We start from the raw sequence: 26,033 nt of genomic DNA, 5'->3' as shown, positions 1-26,033 counted from the left end.
ATCGAATAGATTTATTTTAAAATATAAGAATTTATATGTTCCACGCCATAAATTATCCTTCTATTTCTCGCAGAAACGGATGCCTGAAAGCGATACGTAGTATCGCTGCTTCGGAAGCATACGCTTTGCAGAGGACGGCGAAGCCGTTTTTTCTTATCATAACGATTCCCCCTTTCTGCGAAAAAGACTTGCTATGAAATCCATTCCATAACCTATACTGAGCGTGTAAGGGGTTCCGGACTAAATCGGCGTGACCGCAAGGGCGTGACGGACCGGTAACTATTTTTCCCGATTCACCGAAGCGGATGCAGTGCCAAGAGGTACTCCAAGCCGTTTCTTGGCGTGCCCAGCCCATTTTATGCCCTCTACGGCACCATTAACATTCCCCATACATAATATGTTTTGACTGTATCCCTTTACCTTGTTATACCAAACAAAACCCGAGCAAGGAGGGGTGACACCATTGAAAGGGAACGAACATCACAGCAAATTTCTGTTGACTCATCGTGAGCGCGAAGTTTTTGAGCTTCTCGTCCAGGACAAAACGACACGCGACATCGCTGGCCTGCTTTTTATCAGCGAAAAAACGGTCCGCAATCACATCTCCAACGTAATGCAAAAATTAAACGTTAAAGGCCGTTCGCAAGCGGTTGTCGAGCTGATTAAGCTTGGGGAGCTGAAAATCTAGCTGCCGTTCATCAGGAGCGACACGTTTAAACCTTCTTTCACCTTAGGTGAGGGGAGGTTTTTTGTTGTAATCATACACCCTCCAATTAATCTTAACCCGTAAGAAAAACCCCCTGATCCGGTATTCCCCGGGCGCAGGAGGTCCAATTCAAAATATCTTACAAAGGACGGTGAAACCGTTTCTACTTGTACATCTATATGTGTTCAGATATCTGCTGTAAGTGATTTAGTGGAATTTGACGGTCTTGATGCGGGCTTCTTCTTCATAGGTAAGCGGGCTCGGTAATTGCGGTGTGTGCAGATGCCGCTCCACGCTGTATTCCAGCTTGCGATAATCCTCATCTCCCCAAGCTGTGCTTGGCTGCCACATTCCGGATACCCAGTTCTTAAACTCCTTGATTCCTGCCAGCATGTTCTCCATCCTCCTTGGCATTTCTATCATTGTTCTTCAATTTGGTTACGCTTACATTATAACATACAATCGAAATATTGAAAGGGGTGTCCTCTATAGAAATACAAAATTCACAGATCAGACTATACTTTATAAGGGTTTTGTATTCCGTGAATGGAAAGTGTCTCCTCGGTGCGGACGATTAGTTTCCTAAATAAGATGAACTAAAGAACTACAAAGAGGCGAAAGTGGCGGAAGGGAAGTTTGGAACTGTAGGAGCGTTAGCGACCGCCTTTGTCTGCGGATTTCAACTGCGGACAGCGGCATAAAATCAAGAAATCTGCAGACAACAGCGGCCGGAAGTCCAAACATTCCCTGGGGTCACGATATAGTCCGGATTCATAAATCTTAAGTTCTTATTAAAGCCCTCTGCGCAGAATTGATAAATAGTGAAAGAAAAGCATTCATTCCTCTCCTTCAAGCCTGTAGCAGACCATCTTATAATGAAAGAAAAGTTCCGATACAGTTGGAAGATAGGAGTAAAATTCATGAACAATGCTGCTGCAAAGCAAGCGCCCACAGGTTCTGTGAAAACGGTTCCGTCGAGGAAAAAGCGTGCCAAACGCTGGGAATCGCCGCTCGCCGGTTATCTGTTTCTCTCGCCTTGGTTAATAGGTTTCTTCCTGTTGACTCTGGGGCCGATGATTATGTCCCTCTATTACTCGTTTACGGATTACTCCCTGCTGGCGGCTCCCAAGTGGACCGGCCTTGCAAACTACACCAGAATCTTCAGCGAGGATGATGTCTTTCCGTCATCGCTGAAGATCACGATTACCTTCGTGCTGCTGACCGTGCCGCTGCGACTGATGTTTGCGCTCGGTATTGCGATGCTACTTAACCGGAAGATTAAGGGGATGTCTTTTTACCGGACGATGGTCTACTTCCCGTCGCTGATCGGGACAAGCATCGCCGTATCGATCCTCTGGAAGAATATTTTTAGCCGCAACGGGTTCATCAATGATTTCCTGGCTGTCTTCGGAATCAAAGGCCCGGCCTGGATTGCCGATCCCAAATATGCGCTGGGTACGCTGATTCTGCTGATGGTCTGGCAGTTCGGTTCGTCGATGATTATCTTCCTGGCGGGCCTGAAGCAGGTCCCGGGGGATCTGTATGAAGCGTCTTCCGTAGATGGTGCCAGCAAATTCCGCCAGTTTTTCTCGATTACCCTGCCGATGCTCTCGCCGATTATCCTGTTTAACGCGATACAGACGATGATCAACACGTTCCAGATGTTTACGCAGGCGTTTGTCATCACGGGCGGTGGGCCGGTCAAGTCCACATTTGTCTATGTCATGTATCTGTATGAAGAAGCCTTTACCAAGTTCCATATGGGTTACGCCTCGGCGCTGGCCTGGGTGCTGCTGCTGCTGATCGGGCTGTTCACGGCCGTGCTGTTCGGAACTTCGAAATATTGGGTGTTCTACGAAACGCAAGGAGGCAAGAAATAATGGAAGCAACCAGTTTACGCAAACGCTTGGTTACGCATATTTCTCTCCTGGTCGTCAGCTTGATTATGATGTATCCGATTTTTTGGTGGCTGGGTGCCTCGCTGAAAACCAATGAGGAGATGAGTTCTGCCAATCTGTTCCCGAAAATTCCGCACTGGGTCAACTTCTCCGAGGGTTGGGTGTCGGTACCCAACTTCACGTTCACCCATTTCTATATCAATACCTTTCAGCTTGTCGGCGGGGTGTTGTTCACGAGTGTGGTCTCTTGCAGTCTGGTGGCCTTCGCCTTCTCACGGCTGGATTTCCCGCTGCGCAAAATGTGGTTTGCGATTATGCTCGTTACGTTAATGCTGCCGACGCAGGTTACGATCGTGCCGCAGTATGTTATGTTCAGCGAATGGGGCTGGATCAACACGTACCTGCCGTTCTACATTCCGCATTTGTTCGCAGGCGGCATTGGGGGTCCGTTCTTCATCTATCTGCTCGTCCAGTTTATGCGCTCCGTTCCCAAAGAGCTGGACGAGGCGGCCAAGATCGACGGCTGCTCTTGGTTCAGCATTTATTGGAGAATTATGTTGCCTTTAGTTAAACCTGCACTGGTTACCGTTGCTATCTATTGCTTCCTGTGGAACTGGGATGATTTCTTCGGGCAGATGCTTTATATTAATACCATTGACAAATATACGATCAATCTGGCACTCAAGCTGTTCATCGATTCGCAAGGATCGGTGCCTTGGGGACAAATGCTGGCGATGTCGCTGGTATCCATTGTTCCGTCGGTGCTTATTTTCTTCCTGGCACAGAAGCATTTTGTCGAAGGCATGTCGGCAGGCGCTTTGAAGGGCTAGACGCAAATTCCACCACCCTATAACCGGAATTTAAAGCTGCGATTTATCGCGGCTTTCTTTCAATATAGCGTGCCCAGAGGCACGCGTTATCTAGTTGGTGAAAGTCCAACCCAAGGAGGGGCCAAGCCACCTTTGTAGCTAGGATGCTTGCGCATGGCGAAATCTGTGTGTAAAAGCGCATCGACAAAAGTACCTGTCAGAGATAGGGCGAGCAACGACCCAGGCCGCAACACCAAGTGAATCCTGCCGCGTCGTCAAAAAGGCCCTGCAAAGGGGAAAAGAAGGAGCCGAGTCTCGTGTATTTAGACGAAGGCCAAGGAAACTGTATAGAACTTGGAACCACAGTGAAGAACCTTCCGGCGTATAGGGAACGGCATGGGTTGAAAGATAGCGCAGTGAACTGGGGAGACCCTCCCCTGCACGGGATTATTTTTTTTTTTTTTTTAGAAACCGTAAATAGACGCTCTATAAGCCCAAAAGGCGAAGTGAACCGTCTGCAGGAAGGGAGTCCGAGGGGCTCATAGTACCGAAGAACCTAAGGACAACATAACCTTAGGGAGGGAAGGGGCCCTGCTTTGTTCATGTTTGACCAAGAGGTACGAGTTCGTGAATGCCAAAAGGCTAACGACACGCAAGAAAATGCTCAATAACTCTAAGGGGAAACTAGGTCATGAGGCCAAAGTCAATAGGCTGCATGCCCATGAATGACGAACATCGGAAAGCCGTATGAGGGAAAACCTCACGTACGGTTTGATGAGGAGGGGCTGGTCAGGCCAGTCCTTTACTCTAGAGGAACTAATAGGCTTCATGATAGATAGCAGGAGGATTCCACATGAGGGTCAACCCCTTTAAAACGCTGCGAATTGATGTTGTTTTCTTTTTCGGCTTCGCTCTGATCGTGGCAGCACTGGTCGGTGTGACCGTTCTATACAGTTATATCAACGGGTCCAAAGAAATTGCCGACAACACTTCATATTACCAGCAGAAGCTGCTCATTGAGCTGCATAAGAAGCTGAACACCAACCTTGTGGATATTGAGCAAAGCTCCAATACAGCTGCGCAGAATTTAAGCGACCAGTATGAGACGATGCTGGACGGAACCCAGTATGACAAGGTGCGGGGACAAGCCAGCATTCGCTCGCAATTGAACAACTATGTCTATGGCATGCCGATTCTTCAATCGATCCATGTCTATTCTGATATGACGCCGACTTATAGTGTGCAGGATTATGTGCAGTTTCTGTCGCTTGAGCAGATAGAGCAGGAAGCCTGGTATGAGGATCTCCGAAATTCCGATTATACCTGGCTGAGAGAACGGATCATTAAGACCAATAGCGGGGATACCTCGGTGATCAGCTTTGCCCGCAAGGTCTATAACCGCTTTAACAGGTCTATTGCTGTCATGATATTCAATGTCCGGGTTCCGGCTTTTCAGTCGCTGATTGCCACTGAAGACAACCGCTCCAACCTGGCACTGCTCGATGCCACAGGCAAGCTGATTACAGCTACCGGCGACCCGGGCTTCTTCGTGCAGCATGAGGCGCAGATCCAGGCCCATCTCGATTCACAGACCAATGGTGCCAAACGGACCGGTGACGAATTTCTTGTGTGGTCTTCTTCGCTTGATTCCCAGTGGTCGCTTGTGGAGATTACCTCCTGGAGTCAGATAACAGCCGGAAGCCTGAAGCAGACCCAAATCATTCTGGCTCTCGGAATCGCTACCATCGTGCTGATTCTGCTGCTGGCTGTATTCTTGTCCCGCCAGTTCGTCAAGCCGATTGGCCTGCTGCTGAAGGCAATGAGCAATTTTTCACTTAGTAAACGGACTCCGCTGCCCGGGGATTACAAGAATGAATTTGGCCGCCTGTTCCAGGGATATGAGAAGCTGACCTACCGGATTGAAGTGCTGTATGAGAGCCTGGAGGAGCAGCATGAGCGGCAGCGGGCTGCAGAGATTAAGGCACTGCAGATGATGATCAATCCGCATTTCCTCTACAATTCGCTGGATCAGGTCAACTGGATGGCGATTGAGGCTGCGCAGCCGCAGATTAGCAGCATGCTGGCGCATTTGGGACAGTTTTTCCGGCTTGCCCTCTCAAACAGCGACAGTCTAGTCCCGTTGTCTGAGGAGCTGGCCCATATTGAGAGCTATCTGCAGTTTCAGAAGATTCGCTGGGAGGACCGCCTGGATTACCGTTTTCTGCTTGAGGAAGAGGCCCGAAATCTGTTTGTCCCAAAAATTATTCTGCAGCCGTTTGTAGAGAATGCCTTCATTCACGGTTTCCACGGCAAACAGCAGGCATCGCTGGCGATTGAGGTCAGTATTCAAGACGGCAAGCTGCTGCAGATTACCGTAACAGATAACGGCCGCCAGCTGCAGGAGAACTGGAAGGAGAAGCGAAGCGCCAAAGGCGGGTACGGACTGCGGAATGTCCGTGAACGGATTGTCGCGCTGTTCGGCGATAAATACGGCTTCACGCTGGGCAATTCGCCGGAAGGCGGCACACAGGCTGTCATCCTTCTGCCTGTAGTCTATACACCATCTCTCAAGAGGGGGACTTAAGCATGTGGAAAGTAGTCATCATTGACGATGATTTCCAGGTCGTCAGGGGATTACGCAAAGTAATTCCCTGGGTAGAACTGGATGCGGAATTTGCCGGGGAAGCCATTGACGGGGAGTCTGGCTTGAAGTTGATTGAAGAGGTCAACCCCGATATTGTCCTGACGGATATTTATATGCCTGTCATGAACGGGATTCAAATGATAGAACAGTTGAAAGCTTGGAATTTCGCGGGCCGGTTTGTCATTCTGAGCGGATACAATGATTTCGAATACGCCCGTACAGCACTTCGTCTCGGAGTGGACGATTATCTAACCAAGCCGGTCACCGTGGATCAAATCCGCAGTGTATTATCCGAAACAATAGAGAAGCTGGAAGAGACCTATCTACAGCGGCTGGAGCTTGGCGGGGGTGAGTCCCGGGAACGGCAGGAACCCCTCAGCCTTGGGGAATGGCTGGTAGCGGTTCTGAACGGATGGAGCCAGGAGCCTGGGCTTCCGCCGGCCTCTCTGAAGGAACAGAAGTATACGGTAATGGTGATGGAGGTCTTATGGACAGAACGCATCCGCAGCATCTCTCTGGCGGACTGGAATCTGTTCAAATTCGCCGTGTCCAACATCGTCGCCGAGGTATTTGGCCACGAATGGCCGGAATCCTGCTTCGTCTGGCTGTTCGGCAATCATGCGGCGCTGCTGCTGCCATCGGCAGCGTGTGAGCCGGAGGAAGAAATTGTTCAGGCTGCGGACCGTCTCGGGGAGCTTATTGTCAGCAGCATGAAGACTTATCTGGGGCTGGAGATCCGCTATGGGATCGGAAATGTCAAGGATGGCTGGAGCGGAATCAAAGTGTCCTGTGATGAGGCCATGCAGAGGTTGTTTGAGAAATTGCCGCTGAATTTAAAAAACAACGATCAGGCATCGAGCGGTGGAGAAGCCGACATCTCCAGTGAAGAACTGCAACTGACCGATTATTACCAGAGCATGACCAAGGCGCTGCAGGAAGAGCGGGATGATGAGGTGATGGACCTTTTCCGCCTCTACTTGAATGGCAGGCAGCCATCTCTGCCCGTAGATCCGCTGTTTTACCGCGTGCTGGCGGTCGAACTGTGGACGCTCCTGCACAATGCCATGCTGATGGCCGGACTGCCCGGCAGGAATGAGGACGAAGGGCTGGCTATGCGCGAGCTGAGTGGAATGACCGGACTTCCCAAGATAGAGGAATGGCTGGAGATGCAAATCCGCGGCCTCCGCAAGGCGCAGGCTCCGGCCATCCACGAAAAGCACCGCAAAGCGGTGCAGTTCATGATCGAATATATCCATACGCATTATGCCGAGGATATTACGCTGGAGCTTCTAGCCTCGCAGCTGTATATCTCCAAAAATTACTTGAACCAGCTGTTCAAAAAAGTGACTGGAGAAACGTTCACCAACTACGTGATCCGCGTGCGGATCGAGAAGGCCAAAGCGCTGCTTCTTGACGGTAGCCATCTGATCTACGAGGTCTCGGAGATGGTCGGCTACCAGAATGTTCCCTATTTCAGCACGCTGTTCAAGAAGTATTGCGGTGTCAGTCCCAGCGAGCTGATGAAACGATAGTTTGTAGTGGATATTGAAAGATTTGTGTTCATTACTCTTCTATACGATGAATAGGTCGGGTGTTACTATCGAGCTATAAATGTTGGCTGAGCTGACAGAAGGGGGAAGTACAATGCACAAAATGGCAAAGAAAAGTTTTCTTGCAATCGCTTTAATGGCGATGGTTGCGACGTCTGCCGCTTGCGGAAATAACAGCAATAACGGCGCGTCAACAAATAATACAGAGGGGGGCAGCACAGCTGCTACGACTGCTCCTGCAGCGGGGTCCGGAGGTTCCGGCGAGTCTGTGACACTCACAGTGGCATGGTGGGGTTCCCAGGCGAGACATGACGCTACTTTGAAAGCACTCGACCAATATAAGGCGCTGAATCCCAATGTTACGTTCCAGACGCAGTTTTCCGGCTGGGACGGCTATTTTGACAAACTGGCTGTACAATACTCGGCAAAAAGCGCGCCGGATATCATCCAGATGGATGCGGCTTATCTGAATGACTACGCGGGCAGAGAGCTGCTGGCTGATCTGAAGGACGTCAATGTGGAGAACATTGAATCTGCTACGATGGACGGCGGCAAAGTAAACGGCACCCAATATGCCATGCCGCTGGGCGTTGCCGCACTCGGAATGGTGTATGACAAGACCGTCGTTGACAAGCTAGGTCTGGAAGCGCCGAAATTCGGCTGGACCTGGGATGATTATTACGCCTTCGGCGAAGCAGCCAAAGCAAAGCTTGGCGAGGACAAATATGTGTTCGCCGATCAAAGCGCTGATCTGGTTGACTACACCGCCTACCAATACAGCATGGGCAAAGGCTATATTTTTGACGCAGAAGGCAATCTCAGCATCGACAAGGATACATGGATCGGCTTCATGACCAAGATGGACGAGCTGCGTAAGAAAGGGATACTGACTCCGCCAGACATCACAACAACGGATAAAGAGCTTGATCCGCAGTTGGACAGTGTCATTAACGGCAACGCCGTAGTGCGCCATTTGTTCTCCAACCAGGTAGGCTCCATTGAAGCTCTCAAGCCTGATGCCTTCGGATATGCCTCCATGCCATATGGTACAGAAGCCGGCGGCTGGCTGAAACCGGGGATGTTCTGGAGTGTTAACGCCCAATCGGCCCATCAGGCGGAAGCTGTCAAGTTCGTGGACTGGTTCGTGAACAATGAAGAGGCGGGCCAAACCTTGGGACTGACACGTGGTACACCGGTCAACTCCAAAGTGGTGGAAGCCCTCACGCCGACATTCAGCGCTGCCGATAAAACCTCGCTTGATTTCCTGAATCAGGTAACACCGGATGCGCAGCAGTTCATTAACGACCCTAAAGGCTGGGGCAATTTCAAAACCGATTATAAAACGATCGTTGAAAAGCTGCAGTTTGAGCAATCGACACCAGAAGAAGCTTACGCCGACTTGCTGAAGACCGCGGAACAATACGCAGCGGAAGCGAAGTGAAAGATGTTTGGGGACCGGCTGGCAAACGCGGCCGGTCCTTTTGCGTTTGGCAGCACATCGTGTTAATTGAAGGCATTTGTGTTCTAAAGTGAAAGAATCCTATTCTTTTCTCTCTCATGGGGGGACGGCCAAACCCTTTATAATGAGCACAGTATTCATGATAACGCTTTCTTGATGGAAGCGAAAAATAGTATACGAGGAGGTTAGGTATTGATGAAAGCAAGCAGGTTTGGCAAGGGGAAACGATGGCTGTCTGTGCTAATGATCGCGGTATTGCTATTCGGAATGTATCCGGCGGGAGATCAAGCGGAAGCCAGCCCGGCTGCAGGTACAGCTTACTATATTGACAGCGCAGCAGGTAATGACAGCAACGCGGGCACAGCGGAGAGCAGTCCCTGGAAAACGCTGAACAAAGTGAATAGTTCCGTCTTTCAGCCGGGTGACCAGATATTGCTGAAGTCGGGCGGGGTCTGGTCGAATCAGACACTTGCACCGCAGGGCTCTGGTTCTGCGGGAAGTCCGATAATCATTAACCGGTACGACAGCGGGGATAAGCCGAAGATTAAGGCTAACGGCCAATATTCCGATGCGGTTACACTAAGCAACCAGCAGTATTGGGAGATCCGCAATCTGGATGTTTCCAATACCGCCCCGGTGACTGGCACCTTTGCGGAGTCGCTCGGTGATTTCCGCGGTATTCATGTGACAGGTGCGGAAGCGGGAACCTTGCAGTATTTTCGCATCATTGCCGTAGATGTGCATGATGTCTCCGGGGAAATTGCCTGGATCAGCGGAACCGTACCGGAGACACCGGAGCCGGGAATCCGCTTCAAGACAGGTTGGGACGGTTCGAAGAAGACCGGTGGGATTGTTTTTGATACCACGGTCGCTGATCCCCAGCACCCGCAGCGGGCTACAGTATTTAACGATGTTATTATCGAGAATTCGACGGTTAAGAATACCTCGTTTGGCGGCATTATTTTCAAGCAGTATGCAGGTGATGGCGGTGGGGACAACAGCAGCGGGGTGGCAAGCACCGGCTGGGGCACACGCGAGAGCGAGACCGATGCCAAGTTCACTCCACATACGAACATCATCATCCGGAGCAATTATATTACGCAAAAGAATACGGATTTCGGCTGCAACGCGATGTACCTGACCGGGGTGAGAGGTGCGCTCGTTGAGCACAATGTGGTTGATGGTGCAGGCACCTCCGGGATCGAAACCTATTATGCCGATGATGTGACCATCCAGTACAACGAGGTTTTTGATACCTCGAAAAAAGCGGGCGGAGCGGATTCCAACGGCATCGACCCCGATAAAGGGACGACCAAGATACTGATTCAGTACAATTACGTGCATGACAACGGGGACGGTATCCTGATCTGCCAATTCAGCTTCGGCGACACAATCATCCGCTACAATGTGCTGGAGAGCAATACCCGGTATCCGGTGTATCTGCACTCGGACAAAAAAGCTGTTGCCGAGGTCTACAACAATACGATTTATAATGATGCCAGCGGATATATGATCTATGGCTACGGCAGCTCACTAAATGCCACCTACAACATCCGAAATAATATTCTATATACCACAAGGGCGGTACAGGAATTAACAGTGAGTCCAACAATTACGTATGACAACAACAGCTATTATTCTTCAGCAGGCACGCTCACTCCTCCGGCAGGAGACACCCGTGCCCGGACCGGCAACCCGCAGCTGGTGAATCCAGGGGAGGGAACCTCCGGATCTGAAGCAGACGGACCGGCGCTGGACAGCTTAAGCGGTTATCAGTTGAAGCCTGAATCTATGCTGATTAACCGGGGGCTGAACATTCTGGATCCTGCATCCGGGGCGGTAACAGATTTTGCCGGGCAACTCATCTATAACGGCAATGCCGATCTGGGAGCTTTCGAGTATTATGATTCCTCGCTGACGACTGCCACATTGGCAGGCCGCGTAACGAACAGCGCCGGCAATGGCATGAGCGGTGTTGCGATGAGTGATTCATCCGGCAGCGGTCTTCAGGCTGTCACTGACAACTCAGGCTACTACGTGATTACCGGAGCTTCTGTCGGCAGTGAAATCAATCTGAAGGCGGTGAAAACCGGCTACTCTGAGAATGAAACCGGCGTGTTCACCGTTACCGCAGGCAACGTCATCACCCGCGATTTGCAGCTGACCTCGAATGCGGCAACCGGCTCGGTGGCCGGAAAGGTGCTGGACGGGGAGCTGGGCCCGGCGGCGGGAGTTGCCGTAACCCTTAGTGCGGGGGGAACTACTGTACAGTCGACAGTGAGTGATCTTAACGGAGCATACAGCTTCCCCGCAGTCGAAATAGGGGAGAATTATACGGTCTCCGCTGCCAAAGAAGGCTACAGAGCGGCAGCGGTGTCCGGAATTCAGGTGGAACCTGCACTGCCGACTTCGGTTTCCGACCTTTACGTGGTCAGCAAGCGGTCTGCGATACTTAATGCTTCTGATTTCAACGGACTGGCAGCAGGCGACCCGCCTGCCGCACCTTGGACAGTAACGGCTAACGGAGGCAGCGTTGGCGCCGCCGAGCTGCCCAGCACGACTGACCGAAGCATCAAGCTTACCCGCGGCAGCAACAGCGGCAATACTTCCATGTCACAGACCTTTGCCGCCGGCACGCTGAAAGGTGTAGTCACCTTATCAGCCGATGTGATGAAGCTGGACAATGCAGGCAGCACGAACTGGATCAGCTTGCCTTATGTCTACAGCAGCGCGGGAACGGCAAGCACGAACGTGGGGGTATCGCTGGCTTTTTCCAAAGGGCAAATGGTTGCCTATAAAGGTGGAACCTCGAGCAATCTGATGCCTTATGAAACGAATAAATGGTATAACCTGCGGCTGGTGATGAATACCGGGTCCGGGAAATTTGATCTGTATATCGATGATGTCCTGGTCGTGGAACAGGCGGCCTTTCGCAATAAAATTCCCGACATCGGACGCATTGACTATTATGCCAACAGCTCCAATTATGGAACGGCCTATATTGACAATGTGCGGCTCTATCAAGGTATTCCTTATGAGCGCAATGATGCCGGACTTACGGGTGTGATCGCTGATAGAGGTACGCTCGTTAAGCAGGGCGGAGATTACAGCCTGGAGCTTCCATACTTCATGGACTCCGTGCAGTTGACGGCGGCGGCAAGCAGCCCGAATATCACTTCACTGACTGTGAACGGCATTCCAGCCGTGAGCGGACAGCCCGCAGAGAAAGTGATGCTGGTTGAAGGCAGCAATACGATTCCTGTAGTGGTCACTGCCGAAGATGACAGCACAACAAATACGGTGAATGTGATCATTAACCGTACACCTGCTGCGCTAGACTCTACTCTGCAAAGCCTGCAGGTTGCAGGCAGCGGTGGTGAGGAGCTGCTGCTGTCACCGGCATTCTCCTATGACAGAGACAGCTATACAGTCAATGTCACGGACAGTGTCTACGGGTTGACCGTGACACCGGTTGCCGGAGCACCGGGCACCGAGATCCGAGTGAACGCAATAGTGGTGGGCAGCGCTCAGAGCTCTGCGGAGCTTCCTCTCAGATACAACGTCAGCGAGATTACTGTAACAACGGCTTCGGCGGATGGTACGGATTACAGAAGTTACACCATTACAGTCAACTGGGAAGGAACTTATGATTCCGGTGAAGAAGAAGTTATGGATTCGTCAGTGACTCCAACCCAAGCTGTGTTTGATAAAAATCCGGCGAACAGCCAAGCTGTTGCACTTGAAGTGCAAGGAAACGGCAACCTGCTGACAGCCATTCGAAATGGTGAAACGCAGCTTAGCGAAGCGGACTACACCGTCACCGGCAATGTGTACAGCATAGGAGCTTCTTACCTGCTTCAGCAACCGCTGGGCACGCTGTCGCTGGTCTTCGATTTCAATCAGGGAAAGGATGTCGTCGTGAACATCCAGATTACAGACACTACGGATGGGGGCAGCGGGGGCACCGATCCGGGAACCGGGACTGATCCAGGAGCCGGCACCGATCCGGTAACTGGGACTGATCCAGGGGCCGGCACCGATCCGGGAACCGGGACTGATCCAGGAGCCGGCACTGATTCGGGAACCGGGACTGATCCAAGAGCCGGCACCGATTCGGGAACCGGCGGGAACACTGGCAGCAGCATGGCAGCTGTGCCGGCTGTGTTAGTCAGCAGCGGTAAGCTGACTGTCAGCCCGCAGATCGCTGCAGGTTCGGCAGCGGCTAAGGTCACGGTTACGCAGGAAGCGCTGAATGAGGCGTTTGCTTTGGCGGAGTCGAGCGGCGCTGGTGGCAAACGGGTAATCATTGCGGTGAATCAGGCCGCAGGTGCAGCAGCCTATGAGGTATCGCTTCCCGCCACAGCCTTGAGTGGTGCTGCGAAGGGGCAAATCCTGGAGATTCAAACGGCGGTCGGGGTGGTCGTACTTCCCGGCGGCATGTTGACCGTGGAGCAGGCTGCTCCGGGGACGACGGCAATCCTGCGGATCTCCACAGCAGATGCGGGGGCTCTGTCTGCAGAGATTGCTGCGGCAAGTGAAGGAAGACCGGCGGTTAACCTCAGCCTTAGTATCGGCGGCAAGGAAGTGAGCTGGCAGGATACCTCCGCGTTGATTCAGGTCAGTATTCCATATCGGCTCACCACGGCTGAGTTGCTGAATTCCGAATATTTGACGGTGTGGTATATCGATGAAGTAGGCGTAAATCATCCGGTTACCAGCGGCAAATATGATTCCGGGGCCGCTGCGGTTACTTTTACGGCCCGGCATTTCAGCACTTACGCTGTGGTGATGAACCGTAAATCGTTCGCTGATCTGGGAGCTTCGCACTGGGCGAAGAAGCCGGTGGAGGTGGTTGCGGCCAAAGGAATAGTAACCGGCATATCTGCCGCTTCGTTTGCCCCTGCAGCGCAAATCAGCAGAGCCGATTATGCGATAATGTTGGTCCGTGCCTTCGGACTGGACAGCAGCACGACAGCGGCAGCTTCCGGATTTAAGGATGTGCTGCCTGGCAGCTACTACTACACAGCTGTAAATGCAGCCAACGCGATGGGTATCGCCAGCGGTAATATCGATGGAAGCTTTGATCCTAATGCCCCTATTACCAGACAGGACATGATTGTAATGACTGACAGGGCAATGACTGCGGCCGGAGTTCTTCCTGCGGCTGCCGATGGCAGCAGATCCGGTGTTACGGCTGCTGCGGCTGGAATCCGGGACTTTGCCGCTGTAGCGGATTATGCGGCTGAAGCAGTAAACCGCATGCTCCAGGCCGGATGGCTGCAGGGGAATGGCGGGCTGCTTCATCCCGCAGACACAGCCAGCCGCGCGGAAGCGGCAGTTCTGCTGTACAATATCTACTATAAGCTGTAGCAATAGAACGTGAGCTTAGGAATGTTATATTCGGAGTGGTCAGAAAGCCTTATATACCAGGTTTTCTGACCACTCCACCGCTTCATTCTTAAGTTCATCTTATATGATGATAAATACAATGGGAGATGGAGAGAGTATGAATTCTAGAGCGCTGAGCATATCAGCAGCAAGTCTGTATGATATTCAAACCGGCTGGACACGGCCGATCGAGCATGCCTGGAGTATGATTGCGAAAGACCATGCAGCAGTGTTCGGGCAGGCGGCGGAGCAAGGAAACGCGGCTTCCATCGTGGTGCGCTATGCACAGAAGGAAGATGGCTGTCCAGAGTGGCCGGAAGCGTTCAGCTTCCGGTTCAGCGGCAGCGATGCCACTCCAGTGCTGCATATCGTTGGCCGCGATGAACTGGGAATTATCTATGGACTGCTTCATTATAGCCGTTACGTGCTTGGTGTGGACCCCTTCTGGTTCTGGGCAGAGCTGCCGCCGGTAAGGCAGGACAGCATTCTACTGCCTGCTGAGAATGTTGACAGCCTGCGGCCGAAGGTGCGTTACCGGGGCTGGTTCGTCAATGACGAGGTCTGCCTGATCGGCTGGAAGGAGCAATATCCTCCGGGTGAAGAGGTATGGCAGCCGGTGTTTGAAGCACTGCTGCGCTGCGGGGGGAATATGGTTATTCCGGGTACGGACCTACCGCGGACCGGCATCCATCACAGTCTTGCTGTGGATATGGGGCTGTGGATTACCCATCATCATGCCGAGCCGCTCGGTGCGGAAATGTTTCTCCGCGCGTTCCCCGGTAAGCAGGCCAGCTACAAGGAATATCCCGAGCTGTTTGAGCAGCTGTGGCGGGAAGCGATCCAGCATCAGAAGGATGAGAAGGTGCTGTGGGTGCTCTCATTCCGCGGCCAGGGTGACAAGCCCTTCTGGGAGAATGATCCGGGATTTGATACGCCGGCGAAGCGCGGGGCTCTGATCTCCAGTGTGGTCCGCAAGCAGTATGCAATGGTCAGCGAAGCCTCACCAGCGCCGGTATGCTGCATGGCAATGTACGGTGAGATTGCAGAGCTGTACAAACAAGGGCATATTGAGGTTCCTCCAGGCGTGATTAAGATATGGGCCGACAACGGCTACGGCAAAATGGTCTCACGGCGCCATGGCAATCTGAACCTGCGTGTGCCTGCGCTGCCTTCTGCCGGTGATGATGGCAAGAACGGTGTGTATTATCATGTCACCTTCCATGATCTGCAGGCCTCCAATCATTTGACGATGTTCCCTGCCCCGGCCGCACTGATTACAGATGAGCTGGATCAGGCTTTCACAGCCTGCGCGGACGAATATCTGCTGGTCAATTCCGGCAATATTCTGCCTCATCTGTACACCCTGGATCTGGTCGCTGAACAGTGGGCGGCAGGAACGGCGAATCGGGAACAGCAGCTGAAGGCTTTTATTGGAAGATACTACTCACAACAGCATACAGAGATCGCCGGGCTCTATAGAAGCTACCCGGAATGCACCATTGCCTACGGTCCGAATCCGGATGACCGGGCCGGTGAGGAATTTTACCACCATCCAGCCCGCCAGATCATGGGTCATTGGCTGCGCGGACAGACGGCAGGTGATGAACGGCTGCAGTGGGCCGCTGGAACAGGAACCTTCCTGGAGCAGGTTCGCTGGTTCCGGGAACAGGCTGAAGCGGCCGCTCCCGGATGGGAGGCCCTGAGACGGCAATGCCTTCAGGTTATGGAGACTCTACCGGAAGACGAGCAGCGCAGGTTGAACAATCAGCTGCTGGTGCAAATTGAACTGCATCTCAGCGGCTGCCGGGGGCTGGCTTCCATTTGCAGAGCTTATGAAGCTTATTCCGGTAACCATTATCCGCTGGCCTTCATCCATGCGTCTCATGCTGTGTGGAATTACGGCGAAGGCAAGGCCGCACTGGAGCGGGCCGAGCATGGACGCTGGAAGCACTTCTACCGGGCGGACTGGTTGACCAATATCGATAATACGACCCAGCATGCCGATACCGTCCGCCGATTCGTCCGCATTCAAGGGGACAGCCCAGATATGTTCCTCTGGTACAAGGAGTATCTGATGCCGGAGACCGAGAAGCATATCTATCTGGAAAATACGCACCGCAATCCGCTGTCTGATGATGATTTGGCACGAAGACTGGAAACTGTAATTCTTCAGAACAGTTAGAGCAAACCCAAAGTGAAACGAGGCTGTCCCAAATGCCATGATAATGGCTGGTTGGGACAGCCTCGTTTGGTTGTGGAGTAGAATCAACGTTAGAGCTCGGGATTGACGGTCCACGGAAAGGGGCCGCTGGGAGAATACCAAATGTCCAGTTCAGAACTAGACCCGGGTCCAGTGCCAAGATTTTTCAGAAAAGTTATGATGAATAGGATAAAAATGGATTTGAAAAGAGGGGTTAGTGACATGAAGGGAAATTCACTTCGCGCAAAAACTATCGCAGTTCTGATCATTTCAGTACTATTTATGATCGGCATTTTTGTACCTGTGCTTGTAAATTATATTCTGGACGGGAAATTAACCTGGTCATTGTTCTCCCTTGGAGCGATCGTGATGGCTTGGGTTACCCTAGTTCCGGTTATTATTGCTTCCAAGCACAAAGCTCTATTCGGCCTGCTTGGCTTAAGCTTGACCCTGCTGCCTTTCCTTTATCTGACGGATTATCTTGCGCCCTACGAGAATTGGTTTGAGAATCTGGCTTGGCCGCTAGTAATGATCATATTGCCTGCCTTGTGGTTGATTGTGTTGTTCGCCGAACTGGTAAAAGCAAGCCTGAATCTGAAATTTGCTTTTGTCTTAATCGTGCTGGCGGCGCTGATGGTCGGAATTGACTACACCGTGAGTGAATTTCTGAATGAGCCGGTGGACCAGCCGATGCTTCTGCTGAAGCCAGCTGTAGCTGTGGTGGGAGCTCTCCTGCTGGTCATTGCCCAGTTGCTGCGGCGCAATATGAGATCCGCACAATAACGTCAGAACTGCTCTATAATAGCCTTCCTTCGCCTCCTAGAGGTGAGGAAGGTTTTTTATTATTTAGGAAATTATGAATTGTTAATTCCCTAAGCATCCCTTGATTTGAATTGTCTGAATGCGCATTCCGAAGGACAGCCCGCTTTTGGTGTTACTACTTAGCAATCCTTATAAAAAGATTTGTGCAGATCCTGTTCCATCTTTAGGAGCCGAACAATTAGTTGCGAAACTGCATCTATTTAACCGATTTTTTCCGTTTTGGAAGAAATAAGTGCGAATACGCATCTATTTTAGACTTTTGAGCGTTCAATGAGAGATTTACTCGAAATTAGGTGCAGATCCGCACTTATTTGCCTGCAAATGGACGTTTCGGCTAAATTTAGTTGCAGTTTCGCAGCTAATTACTGGGAAGGCTCCCGGGTAGACTATAAATCCTGGCTGGAACCTGAGTAGTAGCGTTTTTGCCGTTAAGCACTTGCGCATTCCGAAGGAACAGCCCGCTTTTGCCCCTAAGGTTTTGCGGCGCATTCCGAAGGAACAGCCCGCTTTTGCCCTTAAGGTTTTGCAGCACATTCCGAAGGAACAGCCCGCCTGTGCCCTTAAGGTCTTGCGCATTCCGAAGGAACAGCCCGCCATTGCCCTTAAGGTTTTGCGGCGCATTCCGAAGGAACAGCCCGCTTTTGCCCTTAAGGTTTTGCGGCGCACTCCGAAGGAACAGCCCGCCTGTGTCCTTAAGGTTTTGCGGCGCACTCCGAAGGAACAGCCCGCCATTGCTCTTAAGGTCTCGCGCATTCCGAAGGAACAGCCCGCTTTTGCCCCTAAGGTTTTGCGGCGCACTCCGAAGGAACAGCCCGTTTTTGCCCTTAAGGTCTTGCGCATTCCGAAGGAACAGCCCGCTTTTGCCCCTAAGGTTTTGCGGCGCACTCCGAAGGAACAGCCATGCCTGTGCCCTTAAGGTCTTGCGCATTCCGAAGGAACAGCCCGTTTTTGCCCTTAAGGTCTGCATCCCGTCAGGGATAGCAGGCCAAGCCCATGCGGCGTCCAAGCGGTCCCGCAGGGATAAGCGATCCTACACCCCACCCACCTAGTCACAGTACCGCCAGGCTCCTTCGCCAAGCTTGCAGGTGTCCAGAGGGTGCAACCCTTTGGGGCCCTCCCTTGGAAGGGAGGGTTTGGGAGGGATCGATCCTTTTATTTAAATTTAGAAATATACAAAATGCAGCAATGGGTGTAAAATTGTTGTACTCAGAGCTTCCTGGCTATGCATCTAAGGCCATTTATAGGCCGGATTGTGAATTATTGCGCAAAGAATGCTGCACCAAGGGAGTTATTGATAGACTACATAGAAGAAGACGGAGGATGTACAGAGATGAAACGATTGACCCGCAATAAAATGATGAGTTTACTAGTGTTGATGTTAATAGTAGCCATGATTGGGGCCGGCTGCGGCAACAATTCTGCCGATACGGCAAATAGCGCCAATGCGGCGCAAGGAAACGAAGCTGCAAGCCCGCCTGCGGAGGAGACTGCCGAGCCAGTTACCCTGTCACTGGGACTGCTGCCCTCCATTGATGCCATCCCTTTTATCATCGCCAAAAGCCAGGGGTTTGACCGCAGCAACGGGGTGGACCTGGATATCCAGACGTTCAAGAGTGCCAAGGACCGCGATGTTGCTTTCCAGGCAGGCAAGCTGGACGGGCTGAGCGCCGATCTGGTTGCGATCTCGATCTATAATGAAGCAGGCCTTGACGTGAAGATTGCCAGCACGACCTTTGGTGAATTCGATCTTCTGACCGGGAATGATGACATCCAGGAAGTGAAGGATCTCAAGGGGAAATCAGTGATTCTATCCAAAAACACATCCACGCAATATACGGTAGCGATGATGCTGAAGCAAGCCGGACTGACTGAAGCCGATATCAAAATAACTGAGGTGCCGCAGATTCCGACCCGGCTGGAGCTGTTGAAGAATAACAAGGCGGATGCAGCGATTTTGCCGGAGCCGTTCGTGACCATGGGCCAAACGGCAGGTCTGCGCGTGCTTAGCTCGACGGTGACCGCCGGAGTCAATCCGTTTGTGCTTGCTTTCCCGCAGACAGCGATTGATGCGAAGGCAGAGGCTATCCGCAGCATGTATGCCGCTTATGATGAAGCGGTTGCCTATATGAAGTCGCATGACCAGGCCGAATATATTGATCTGATTATCAAGGAAGTGGGTTACCCAGATACGCTTAAGGATGATATCCAAGTACCGGCCTATCTGCCTGCCAACCAGGTGGATGTTAAGGAAGTTGAGAATGCTTTTGCCTGGGCGCGGGAGCAAGGGCTGTTGACCCGCGATATTTCGCCAGAAGACGTGATTTCCGATGTCCAATTCAGCAAATAGCGGATTAAACATCCGCAAGCTCCGTGTAGAATACAGCAGTGGACAACCTGCCTTGGGCGAGGTGAATCTGCAGGTGCCAGAGCATGGCATCGTGACGATCATCGGACCATCGGGGAGCGGGAAGTCAACCCTGCTGCGGGCGGTTGCCGGCTTGCTGCCCCGCTATGAAGGAGATCTGCTGTTTAACGGCGCATCCGTACACCACAAGGAAACACTGATTGGTCTGGTGCCGCAGAATTACGGGCTGCTGCCGTGGAAGACGGTTCAAGCAAACATTGCGATTGCGATGCGGATCACCCGGCGCAGCGAGAAGTCACGCCAGGAGCGGGATAGGCTGGTACGCCATTGGTTGAAGTCGATGGGTATTTCCGATCTGGCAGATCGTTACCCGCTCTCCCTGAGCGGCGGCCAGCAGCAGCGGGTGGCGATCGCCCGCGCGTTCGCTGTGCTGCCGACGATTATGCTGCTGGATGAGCCATTCTCTGCCCTGGATGCGATCACGCGCGAAGCGCTGCAGCAGCTGTTTCTGGATAACTGGCTGGAGCATCCAGCCACTACGCTGTTTGTAACCCATGATGTGGAGGAAGCCATTCTGCTTGGTCAGCGCGTGATTGTGATGCCCGCAGACAAGCAGGACCATCCGGCCATTATTGAGAATGAGACCGTGTTCGGGATGAAACATGAGGATAAACGCAGCAGTGCTGCTTTTTTTGAACAGACTAAGGTTATTCGAAAGGTAATGCAGGAGAAATGGTGAAGACACGTCAGCTCCATCACGTATTGAGACTTTTATTGGTATTTCTGTGTATGAATCTGATCTGGTATGTTGCGTTTCTGCTGATGCACCATCCGATTCTGCCCAGCCCCCTGGAGGTTTACGAAGCCATGTTTCAGCTGGGGGGGCAGGCGGTGGCGCTTAATGTGGGTTACAGCCTGATGCGGATTGGTGCCGGTGTACTGTTTGCCTTAATCCTGGGACTGCTGATCGGCCTCCTCATGGGTCGTTCGCAGACCTGGAATAAGCTGCTGGACCCGGTGGTCTACTTGACCTACCCGGTGCCGAAGATTGCGCTGCTGCCCGTAGTCATGCTCTTCTTCGGGCTTGGCGAAACGTCCAAGATCCTGATGATCATGCTCATCCTGCTCTTTCAGGTCATCATCTCCGTCCGCGACGGCGTGAAGGCGATTCCGGCCAGTACCTATGATGTTCTGACTAGCATTGGGGCGGGCACAGCTCAGAAATTCTGGCATGTCACCCTGCCGGGTGCGCTGTCGGTGATTCTCAGCACGATCCGTATTTCACTTGGAAGTGCGATTTCTGTACTTTTCTTCACGGAAATCTATGGAACAGAACATGGCATGGGTTTCTTCATAATGGATGCTTGGCTGAGGCTTGACTATCCGGAGATGTACGCCGGGATTATGCTGTTCAGTCTTGTAGGATTTGTGCTCTTCCTGCTGGTCGATCTGCTGGACTATACATTTATGAAATGGCGCAACTAGACCTGCGCTATCTGCCTTTCTCTGACCCTTGGGTTGGAGAAAGGCTTTTTAGAATATATGAACTAATAGCTTTCACGCCACGAATTACCCTTCTCTTTCTCTCAGCGACAGATGCCGATGCTTGCAGAGGACCGCGAATCCATTTCTTCTTATGGAAAAATAATCTAATTATCTATATAATGAAATGGATTACAGGTTAAGGAGGATGAAAACTTTTGAAAAGCAATAACACGACCTTTATTCATCAGACGACCAAGGCAGCACTTATTACTACAGTAGCTCTGACTCTAATGCTCCCTGCAGGACTGGCAAATGCAGCAGTTTCATCGTCATCGGCAACTGGAGGTGCAATGTCATCTGCGCCCGCAACTGCAACTACATCCGTATCCAGTGAACCGGCTGTGGAAGGAGCGAATCCGAGCGTGCCGGCTGATCCGGCCAAGGTTAAATTTACGAAGGAACAGGCGATTGCCAAGCTCAAGGAGCTGTTTCCTACAATTAAGGATGCAACCGTATCGAACGTAGAGCTGGGAATCAACAACACGTTTCCTGTTCCCGAATACCAGATGGTGTGGAGCATTCAGTGGCAATATCAGGTGGGAGAAAGGGGATATGGGTTCTCCAGTCAAGTAGACGCTATTACCGGAGACATTATCAGTACATACCTTTCCATACCGGGTGAGGATAACCAGGCGTACTATCCGCCGGAATTTACCGAAGCCCAGGCTTTGGAGAAAGCCAAGGAGTTTATTGGCCGGGCTGCCCCTTCGCTTAAGAGTACCGAAATTGTATACCAGAACAATAATTCCCTGTATTCGTCGGGCAGCACTTTGTTTGGTCCTGTCAACTACAACTTCAGCTTCAAGCTGCTGAAGAATGGCATCCCTTCCGCTTCGAATGCTCTGATGATCACGGTAGACGGGAGCGGGAATATCACCCAGTTTAATAAATCGGTCGAAGCCCTTAAATATCCGTCAGGCGTACCGGCTATTCTTAAAGAGCAGGCTGAGAAGAAATATGACAACAGCTTTGACCTCGGTCTGTATTATGTGCCATTGCGCAATATGAACGGTGCAGCGGACAAGTGGATTCTCGCTTGGCGTCCGATGAACGAGGCCTTGTATTCGATCGATGCCCAGAACGGCAAGTATCTGGATAATACGGGCACCGTGATTCCCGGCAAGGTAGTATTTAGCGAGGTGCCCCAAGGCAAAGACGTATTTAAGCCTGCGGACGTAAACCGTGAGCTTACTGCGGAGGAAGCGGTCAAGCGGGTCCAGCAGGTTGCGACCATTCCGGCAGCACGTAAACTTACCGGCCAGAGCCTTGGCGGTGATTATTCGAGCCCAGCCCAGCAGGTCTGGAGATTGAATTGGGAAGAACCGATGGTCAACTTCGCATCTATGGCTCCATCTCGCAGCTATGCGGAAGTAGATGCTCTTACCGGTGAAATCAGGCAGTTCCAGCTGGAGCAGAACAGTTATTTACAGGAATTGAAGCCGCAGTCAACGGCTGGTGCCAAGAAGCTGACTGCAGAGGAGGCCAAGCAGAAGGCCTTCACTCTAGTGAACAAGATGTATGACAAAGCCGCTTCAACACTTAAACTGGCTGATTACGGGGCTGATTGGAGTCTGGCTCCGGATGACGCCGGCTACCGTTATGAATTTGTCCGTTATTATAACGGTATTCCTGTCAGCGAAGGCAACGTCAGCGTGAGGCTGGATCTGTATGGCAACCTGCTGTCCTACACCTCCTCCCGCAGCTCAGACATCGATAAGTTCAGCAGTTTAGAGACTACTCCCACGGTGAGCAGGGAGCAGGCGCTTGCAGAATACAAAAGCCAATACATGCTGGAGCTGCAATATAGAAGTTACGGAGGTTACATGGGAATTGGCGGCTACACTTCGCCGTCCATTAAGCTGGTCTATACTCCAACAGCAAAGGATGTCCAGAAATCGATAGAGGTGCTGAGTGCCATTACCGGCAAATGGGTAGCCCAATACGGAAATCTGCCATCCACGTCACAGGTTAGTGTTCTGGCTACGGATATTAAGGACCATCCAGCCGAGAAGGCATTGGCCGAATTGGTGAAATACAATCTGCTCCCGCTGGATGCGGAGGGTAAAGTGAACCCGAATGAGGAAATCACAGCCGGTGACTGGCTGAACATGCTGGTCAAAGCTTCGAATCCTTATTATTCAGCCTACAACATGAGAGCGGACAATAAAGCAGTAGCCGGAGTCAATCCTGAAGATCCCAACTATGATGCACTGGTCTTTGCCCTCGAACGCCAGTGGATTAGCAAAGACAGTACCCCTAAGCTGGATGGCAAACTGAGCCGCGAACAGCTCGCTGTGCTGCTGTCATCCTTCCTGAAATACAGCAAGCTATCCGCGTACCTAAGCGCCGATGAAGCTGTAGCGAAGCTCAGCGATGTGTCTCAGATCAGCAACAAAGGCGCTGTGGCCATTGCTATGAAGCTGGAACTGCTGAAGGCAGAGGATGGCAAGTTCAATCCGCAGCAGAACGTCACGAAAGCGCAGGCCGCTTCCATTATCATGAAGCTGGTGGAGCTGCAGGGCCGGACAGACCAGACTATCGGACAATAAGAACCTTATAGTGATGCAGGAGTTTATACGTTAGTTTAAATCAGGGCAAGTTTCCAGATTAGTGGAGGCTTGCCTTTTTGACGTATAATAGAATGCGGATAATCTGGGATGGCTCGCCAGAGAGCCTGCCAGCCAAAAAGGTAAAGAGAAGATACTGAATGTAAAAGCATACCACTCGCTGTGTTAACGCTTTCTTAATACAATGAAGCTACAGAACACAAAGGGAGGTTCATAATATGAGAAACAAAACCAGAGGGTTGCCAGCATTGGCAACAGCAATTGTATTATCATTGGTATTGAGTGCTTGCTCCGGTAACAACGCGGCAAATAACAAGGCAACAGGGGACTCAAGCGGGGCAAATGCCTTGGCAGAAACAGAGAATGGCCCCTTGACCAAATATGATCCTCCAATCAAGCTGCGCTCCACTATGAATGAGACCGGCAAGGAGACGTTGGCACAGGGTGATACGCATTCCAATAATGTATGGACCCGCGGGTATGAGGAAGAGCTGGGTATTAAAGTGTCCTACGACTGGATTGTGGCTGATGCCAATTACAATGACAAGATGAATGTCACGATGGCAAGCGGAGATCTGCCTGACTTGCTGAAGGTAAGCACCGTACAGTTTGAACAGCTGTATAAAGCCGGTATGCTGGAGGATTTGACTGAGGTCTACGACAAATACGCATCGGACTTGGTGAAAGAATATTACAGCGAAGAAGATGGTGCGGGATTGAAGCCGGTGACCAAGGATGACAAGCTGTATGCAATGGTAAGCTTCGGCGGCTCACTCGATTCCTCGGATATGATCTGGATCCGCAAGGACTGGATGGATAAGCTGGGATTATCGGAACCCCAATCGATGCAGGATATTATTCAGATCGCCGAGGACTTTACCTTTAAAGATCCTGATGGCAACGGGAAACAGGATACCTACGGGATTTCTCTGAATAAAGATCTGCCGATTAACGCGTTCCTATTGGGTTACCATGGATATCTTGAGACTTGGACTCAGAACGCCCAAGGGGAAATTGTTAATGGAACCACCCAGCCTGAGGTGAAGAACGGACTTGCCGAGCTGCAACGACTCTACAAAGAAGGTGTCATTGATCCGGAATTTGGGGTTAAAGACTTCGCCAAAGCGATGGAAGATGTCAATGCAGGCAAATCAGGGATATTGTTCCTGCCACAATGGGCTCCATTCCAGGTTAAGGACATGATTAAGAAGGACAAGAATGTAAACTGGGTCCCTTATCCGGTACAATCGATTGACGATCAACCGGCCAAGACACAGAACCACCTTGGGCTTGGCGGTGTTTTTGCAATCCGCAAAGGTTATGAACATCCCGAAGCATTAATCAAGCTGCTTAACTTCCAGGCTGAGAAAATGTTTGGTGAGTCGGCAAAAACAGAACGTGCAAAGTATTTAAACGGGGATACCGGGCTGGGCTTCCAAAATGCGGTAGTGGCCAATCTGCCGCCGAACAAAAATGTGAAGGCTCAGGATGAGGTGGAAATAGCGCTGGAAACGAAAGATACCTCCAAAATGGGACTGGAAGCCAAATTATTCTATGATGATATTATGGCTTACCGCGGTGGCGATTTGGATAAGTGGCATATGGAACGGATCTTTGGGCCTTTAAGCTCACAATCCGTGATCAAGCACTACCGCGATAAGGATCTGATCGTCATGAACGAGTTCATTTATGCACCCACCAAAACGATGAATAGCAAGCAGGCAACCTTGGATAAGCTGAGAGCCGAGACATTTGTGAAAATTATTTATGGAAGTCTTCCTGTGGATGATTTCGATAAATTCGTAACCAACTGGAAAAAGCTTGGCGGAGATCAAATTACCCAGGAAGTGAATGAAGTGGTTAAGGGAAATTAACAGACGAAAGTGCACAGAACCGGGACTGTCCAGTCATGAAGATGACAAAGGGGCAGTCCCGGTTTGTATTTTATTCATAAAAAAGCAGTCTTTTAGGATAGGCATTACGGTCAGGTTACATGCCAGCATTCCCGGCCTAAGGTCAATAGAAGATACTTAATGTCAACACGCTACACTATAAACGCAATTTAAGACTGCTCTATAAT

16 protein-coding genes are annotated in these 26,033 nt (G+C 51.4%); 15 read left to right on the top strand and 1 reads right to left on the bottom strand.

What is annotated here, in order from left to right; all coding sequences use genetic code 11:
- Positions 1 to 463 precede the first annotated feature (463 nt).
- Complete coding sequence (locus B9T62_RS25645) at positions 464 to 688, top strand: helix-turn-helix domain-containing protein (protein WP_019908812.1); 225 nt, start codon at positions 464 to 466, stop codon at positions 686 to 688.
- A 225-nt stretch (positions 689 to 913) separates the two neighbouring features.
- Here the strand turns inward: B9T62_RS25645 and B9T62_RS25640 are convergent, their stop codons facing one another.
- The gene (locus B9T62_RS25640; protein ID WP_087917874.1) at positions 914 to 1,099 is read right to left on the bottom strand and encodes a hypothetical protein; all 186 of its coding nucleotides are present in this window, start codon (positions 1,097 to 1,099) and stop codon (positions 914 to 916) included.
- A gap of 527 nt (positions 1,100 to 1,626) precedes the next feature.
- Between B9T62_RS25640 and B9T62_RS25635 the strand changes: the two genes are divergently transcribed.
- The 14 genes from B9T62_RS25635 (at position 1,627) to B9T62_RS25565 (ending at position 25,827) form a co-directional block, all read left to right on the top strand.
- Positions 1,627 to 2,586 (top strand): carbohydrate ABC transporter permease, encoded by a 960-nt coding sequence (locus tag B9T62_RS25635; RefSeq protein ID WP_087917873.1) that lies wholly within the window; start codon positions 1,627 to 1,629, stop codon positions 2,584 to 2,586.
- Positions 2,586 to 3,434 (top strand): carbohydrate ABC transporter permease, encoded by an 849-nt coding sequence (locus B9T62_RS25630; protein ID WP_087917872.1) that lies wholly within the window; start codon positions 2,586 to 2,588, stop codon positions 3,432 to 3,434. Before B9T62_RS25635 ends, B9T62_RS25630 begins: the two co-directional genes overlap by 1 nt.
- Before the next feature lie 832 nt (positions 3,435 to 4,266).
- Complete coding sequence (locus tag B9T62_RS25620; RefSeq protein ID WP_245864059.1) at positions 4,267 to 5,997, top strand: sensor histidine kinase; 1,731 nt, start codon at positions 4,267 to 4,269, stop codon at positions 5,995 to 5,997.
- A gap of 2 nt (positions 5,998 to 5,999) precedes the next feature.
- A complete protein-coding gene (locus B9T62_RS25615) occupies positions 6,000 to 7,589 on the top strand; it encodes a response regulator transcription factor (RefSeq protein WP_087917870.1) in 1,590 nt (529 codons plus the stop codon).
- Positions 7,590 to 7,701: 112 nt separating this feature from the next.
- Complete coding sequence (locus B9T62_RS25610; protein WP_087917869.1) at positions 7,702 to 9,048, top strand: ABC transporter substrate-binding protein; 1,347 nt, start codon at positions 7,702 to 7,704, stop codon at positions 9,046 to 9,048.
- A 213-nt stretch (positions 9,049 to 9,261) separates the two neighbouring features.
- Positions 9,262 to 14,436, top strand: coding sequence for an S-layer homology domain-containing protein (locus B9T62_RS25605; RefSeq protein ID WP_087917868.1), 5,175 nt, complete (start codon positions 9,262 to 9,264; stop codon positions 14,434 to 14,436).
- A 136-nt stretch (positions 14,437 to 14,572) separates the two neighbouring features.
- Positions 14,573 to 16,636 carry a glycosyl hydrolase 115 family protein gene (locus B9T62_RS25600; RefSeq protein WP_087917867.1) on the top strand — a complete coding sequence of 688 codons (2,064 nt, stop codon included), beginning with the start codon at positions 14,573 to 14,575 and terminating at the stop codon, positions 16,634 to 16,636.
- A 240-nt stretch (positions 16,637 to 16,876) separates the two neighbouring features.
- Positions 16,877 to 17,437, top strand: a complete 561-nt coding sequence (locus B9T62_RS25595; RefSeq protein WP_087917866.1) for a DUF6320 domain-containing protein — start codon at positions 16,877 to 16,879, stop codon at positions 17,435 to 17,437.
- A gap of 475 nt (positions 17,438 to 17,912) precedes the next feature.
- Positions 17,913 to 18,392 (top strand): hypothetical protein, encoded by a 480-nt coding sequence (locus B9T62_RS39480; RefSeq protein WP_157794010.1) that lies wholly within the window; start codon positions 17,913 to 17,915, stop codon positions 18,390 to 18,392.
- A gap of 414 nt (positions 18,393 to 18,806) precedes the next feature.
- Positions 18,807 to 19,823, top strand: a complete 1,017-nt coding sequence (locus B9T62_RS25585; protein WP_211296353.1) for an ABC transporter substrate-binding protein — start codon at positions 18,807 to 18,809, stop codon at positions 19,821 to 19,823.
- A complete protein-coding gene (locus tag B9T62_RS25580; protein ID WP_087917864.1) occupies positions 19,804 to 20,580 on the top strand; it encodes an ABC transporter ATP-binding protein in 777 nt (258 codons plus the stop codon). Before B9T62_RS25585 ends, B9T62_RS25580 begins: the two co-directional genes overlap by 20 nt.
- On the top strand, positions 20,574 to 21,326 hold the full coding sequence (locus tag B9T62_RS25575) for an ABC transporter permease (RefSeq protein ID WP_087917863.1): 753 nt from the start codon (positions 20,574 to 20,576) through the stop codon (positions 21,324 to 21,326). Before B9T62_RS25580 ends, B9T62_RS25575 begins: the two co-directional genes overlap by 7 nt.
- Positions 21,327 to 21,541: 215 nt before the next feature.
- Positions 21,542 to 23,935, top strand: coding sequence for an S-layer homology domain-containing protein (locus B9T62_RS25570; protein ID WP_087917862.1), 2,394 nt, complete (start codon positions 21,542 to 21,544; stop codon positions 23,933 to 23,935).
- A 236-nt stretch (positions 23,936 to 24,171) separates the two neighbouring features.
- Positions 24,172 to 25,827, top strand: coding sequence for an extracellular solute-binding protein (locus B9T62_RS25565; RefSeq protein ID WP_087917861.1), 1,656 nt, complete (start codon positions 24,172 to 24,174; stop codon positions 25,825 to 25,827).
- The last annotated feature ends 206 nt before the right edge of the window (positions 25,828 to 26,033 follow it).

This window comes from Paenibacillus donghaensis, from assembly GCF_002192415.1.
In the GTDB taxonomy this organism is placed as follows: domain Bacteria; phylum Bacillota; class Bacilli; order Paenibacillales; family Paenibacillaceae; genus Paenibacillus_AQ; species Paenibacillus_AQ donghaensis.
Note: the sequence above shows the minus strand (reverse complement) of the source record. Positions and strands in the feature narration are given on the sequence as shown.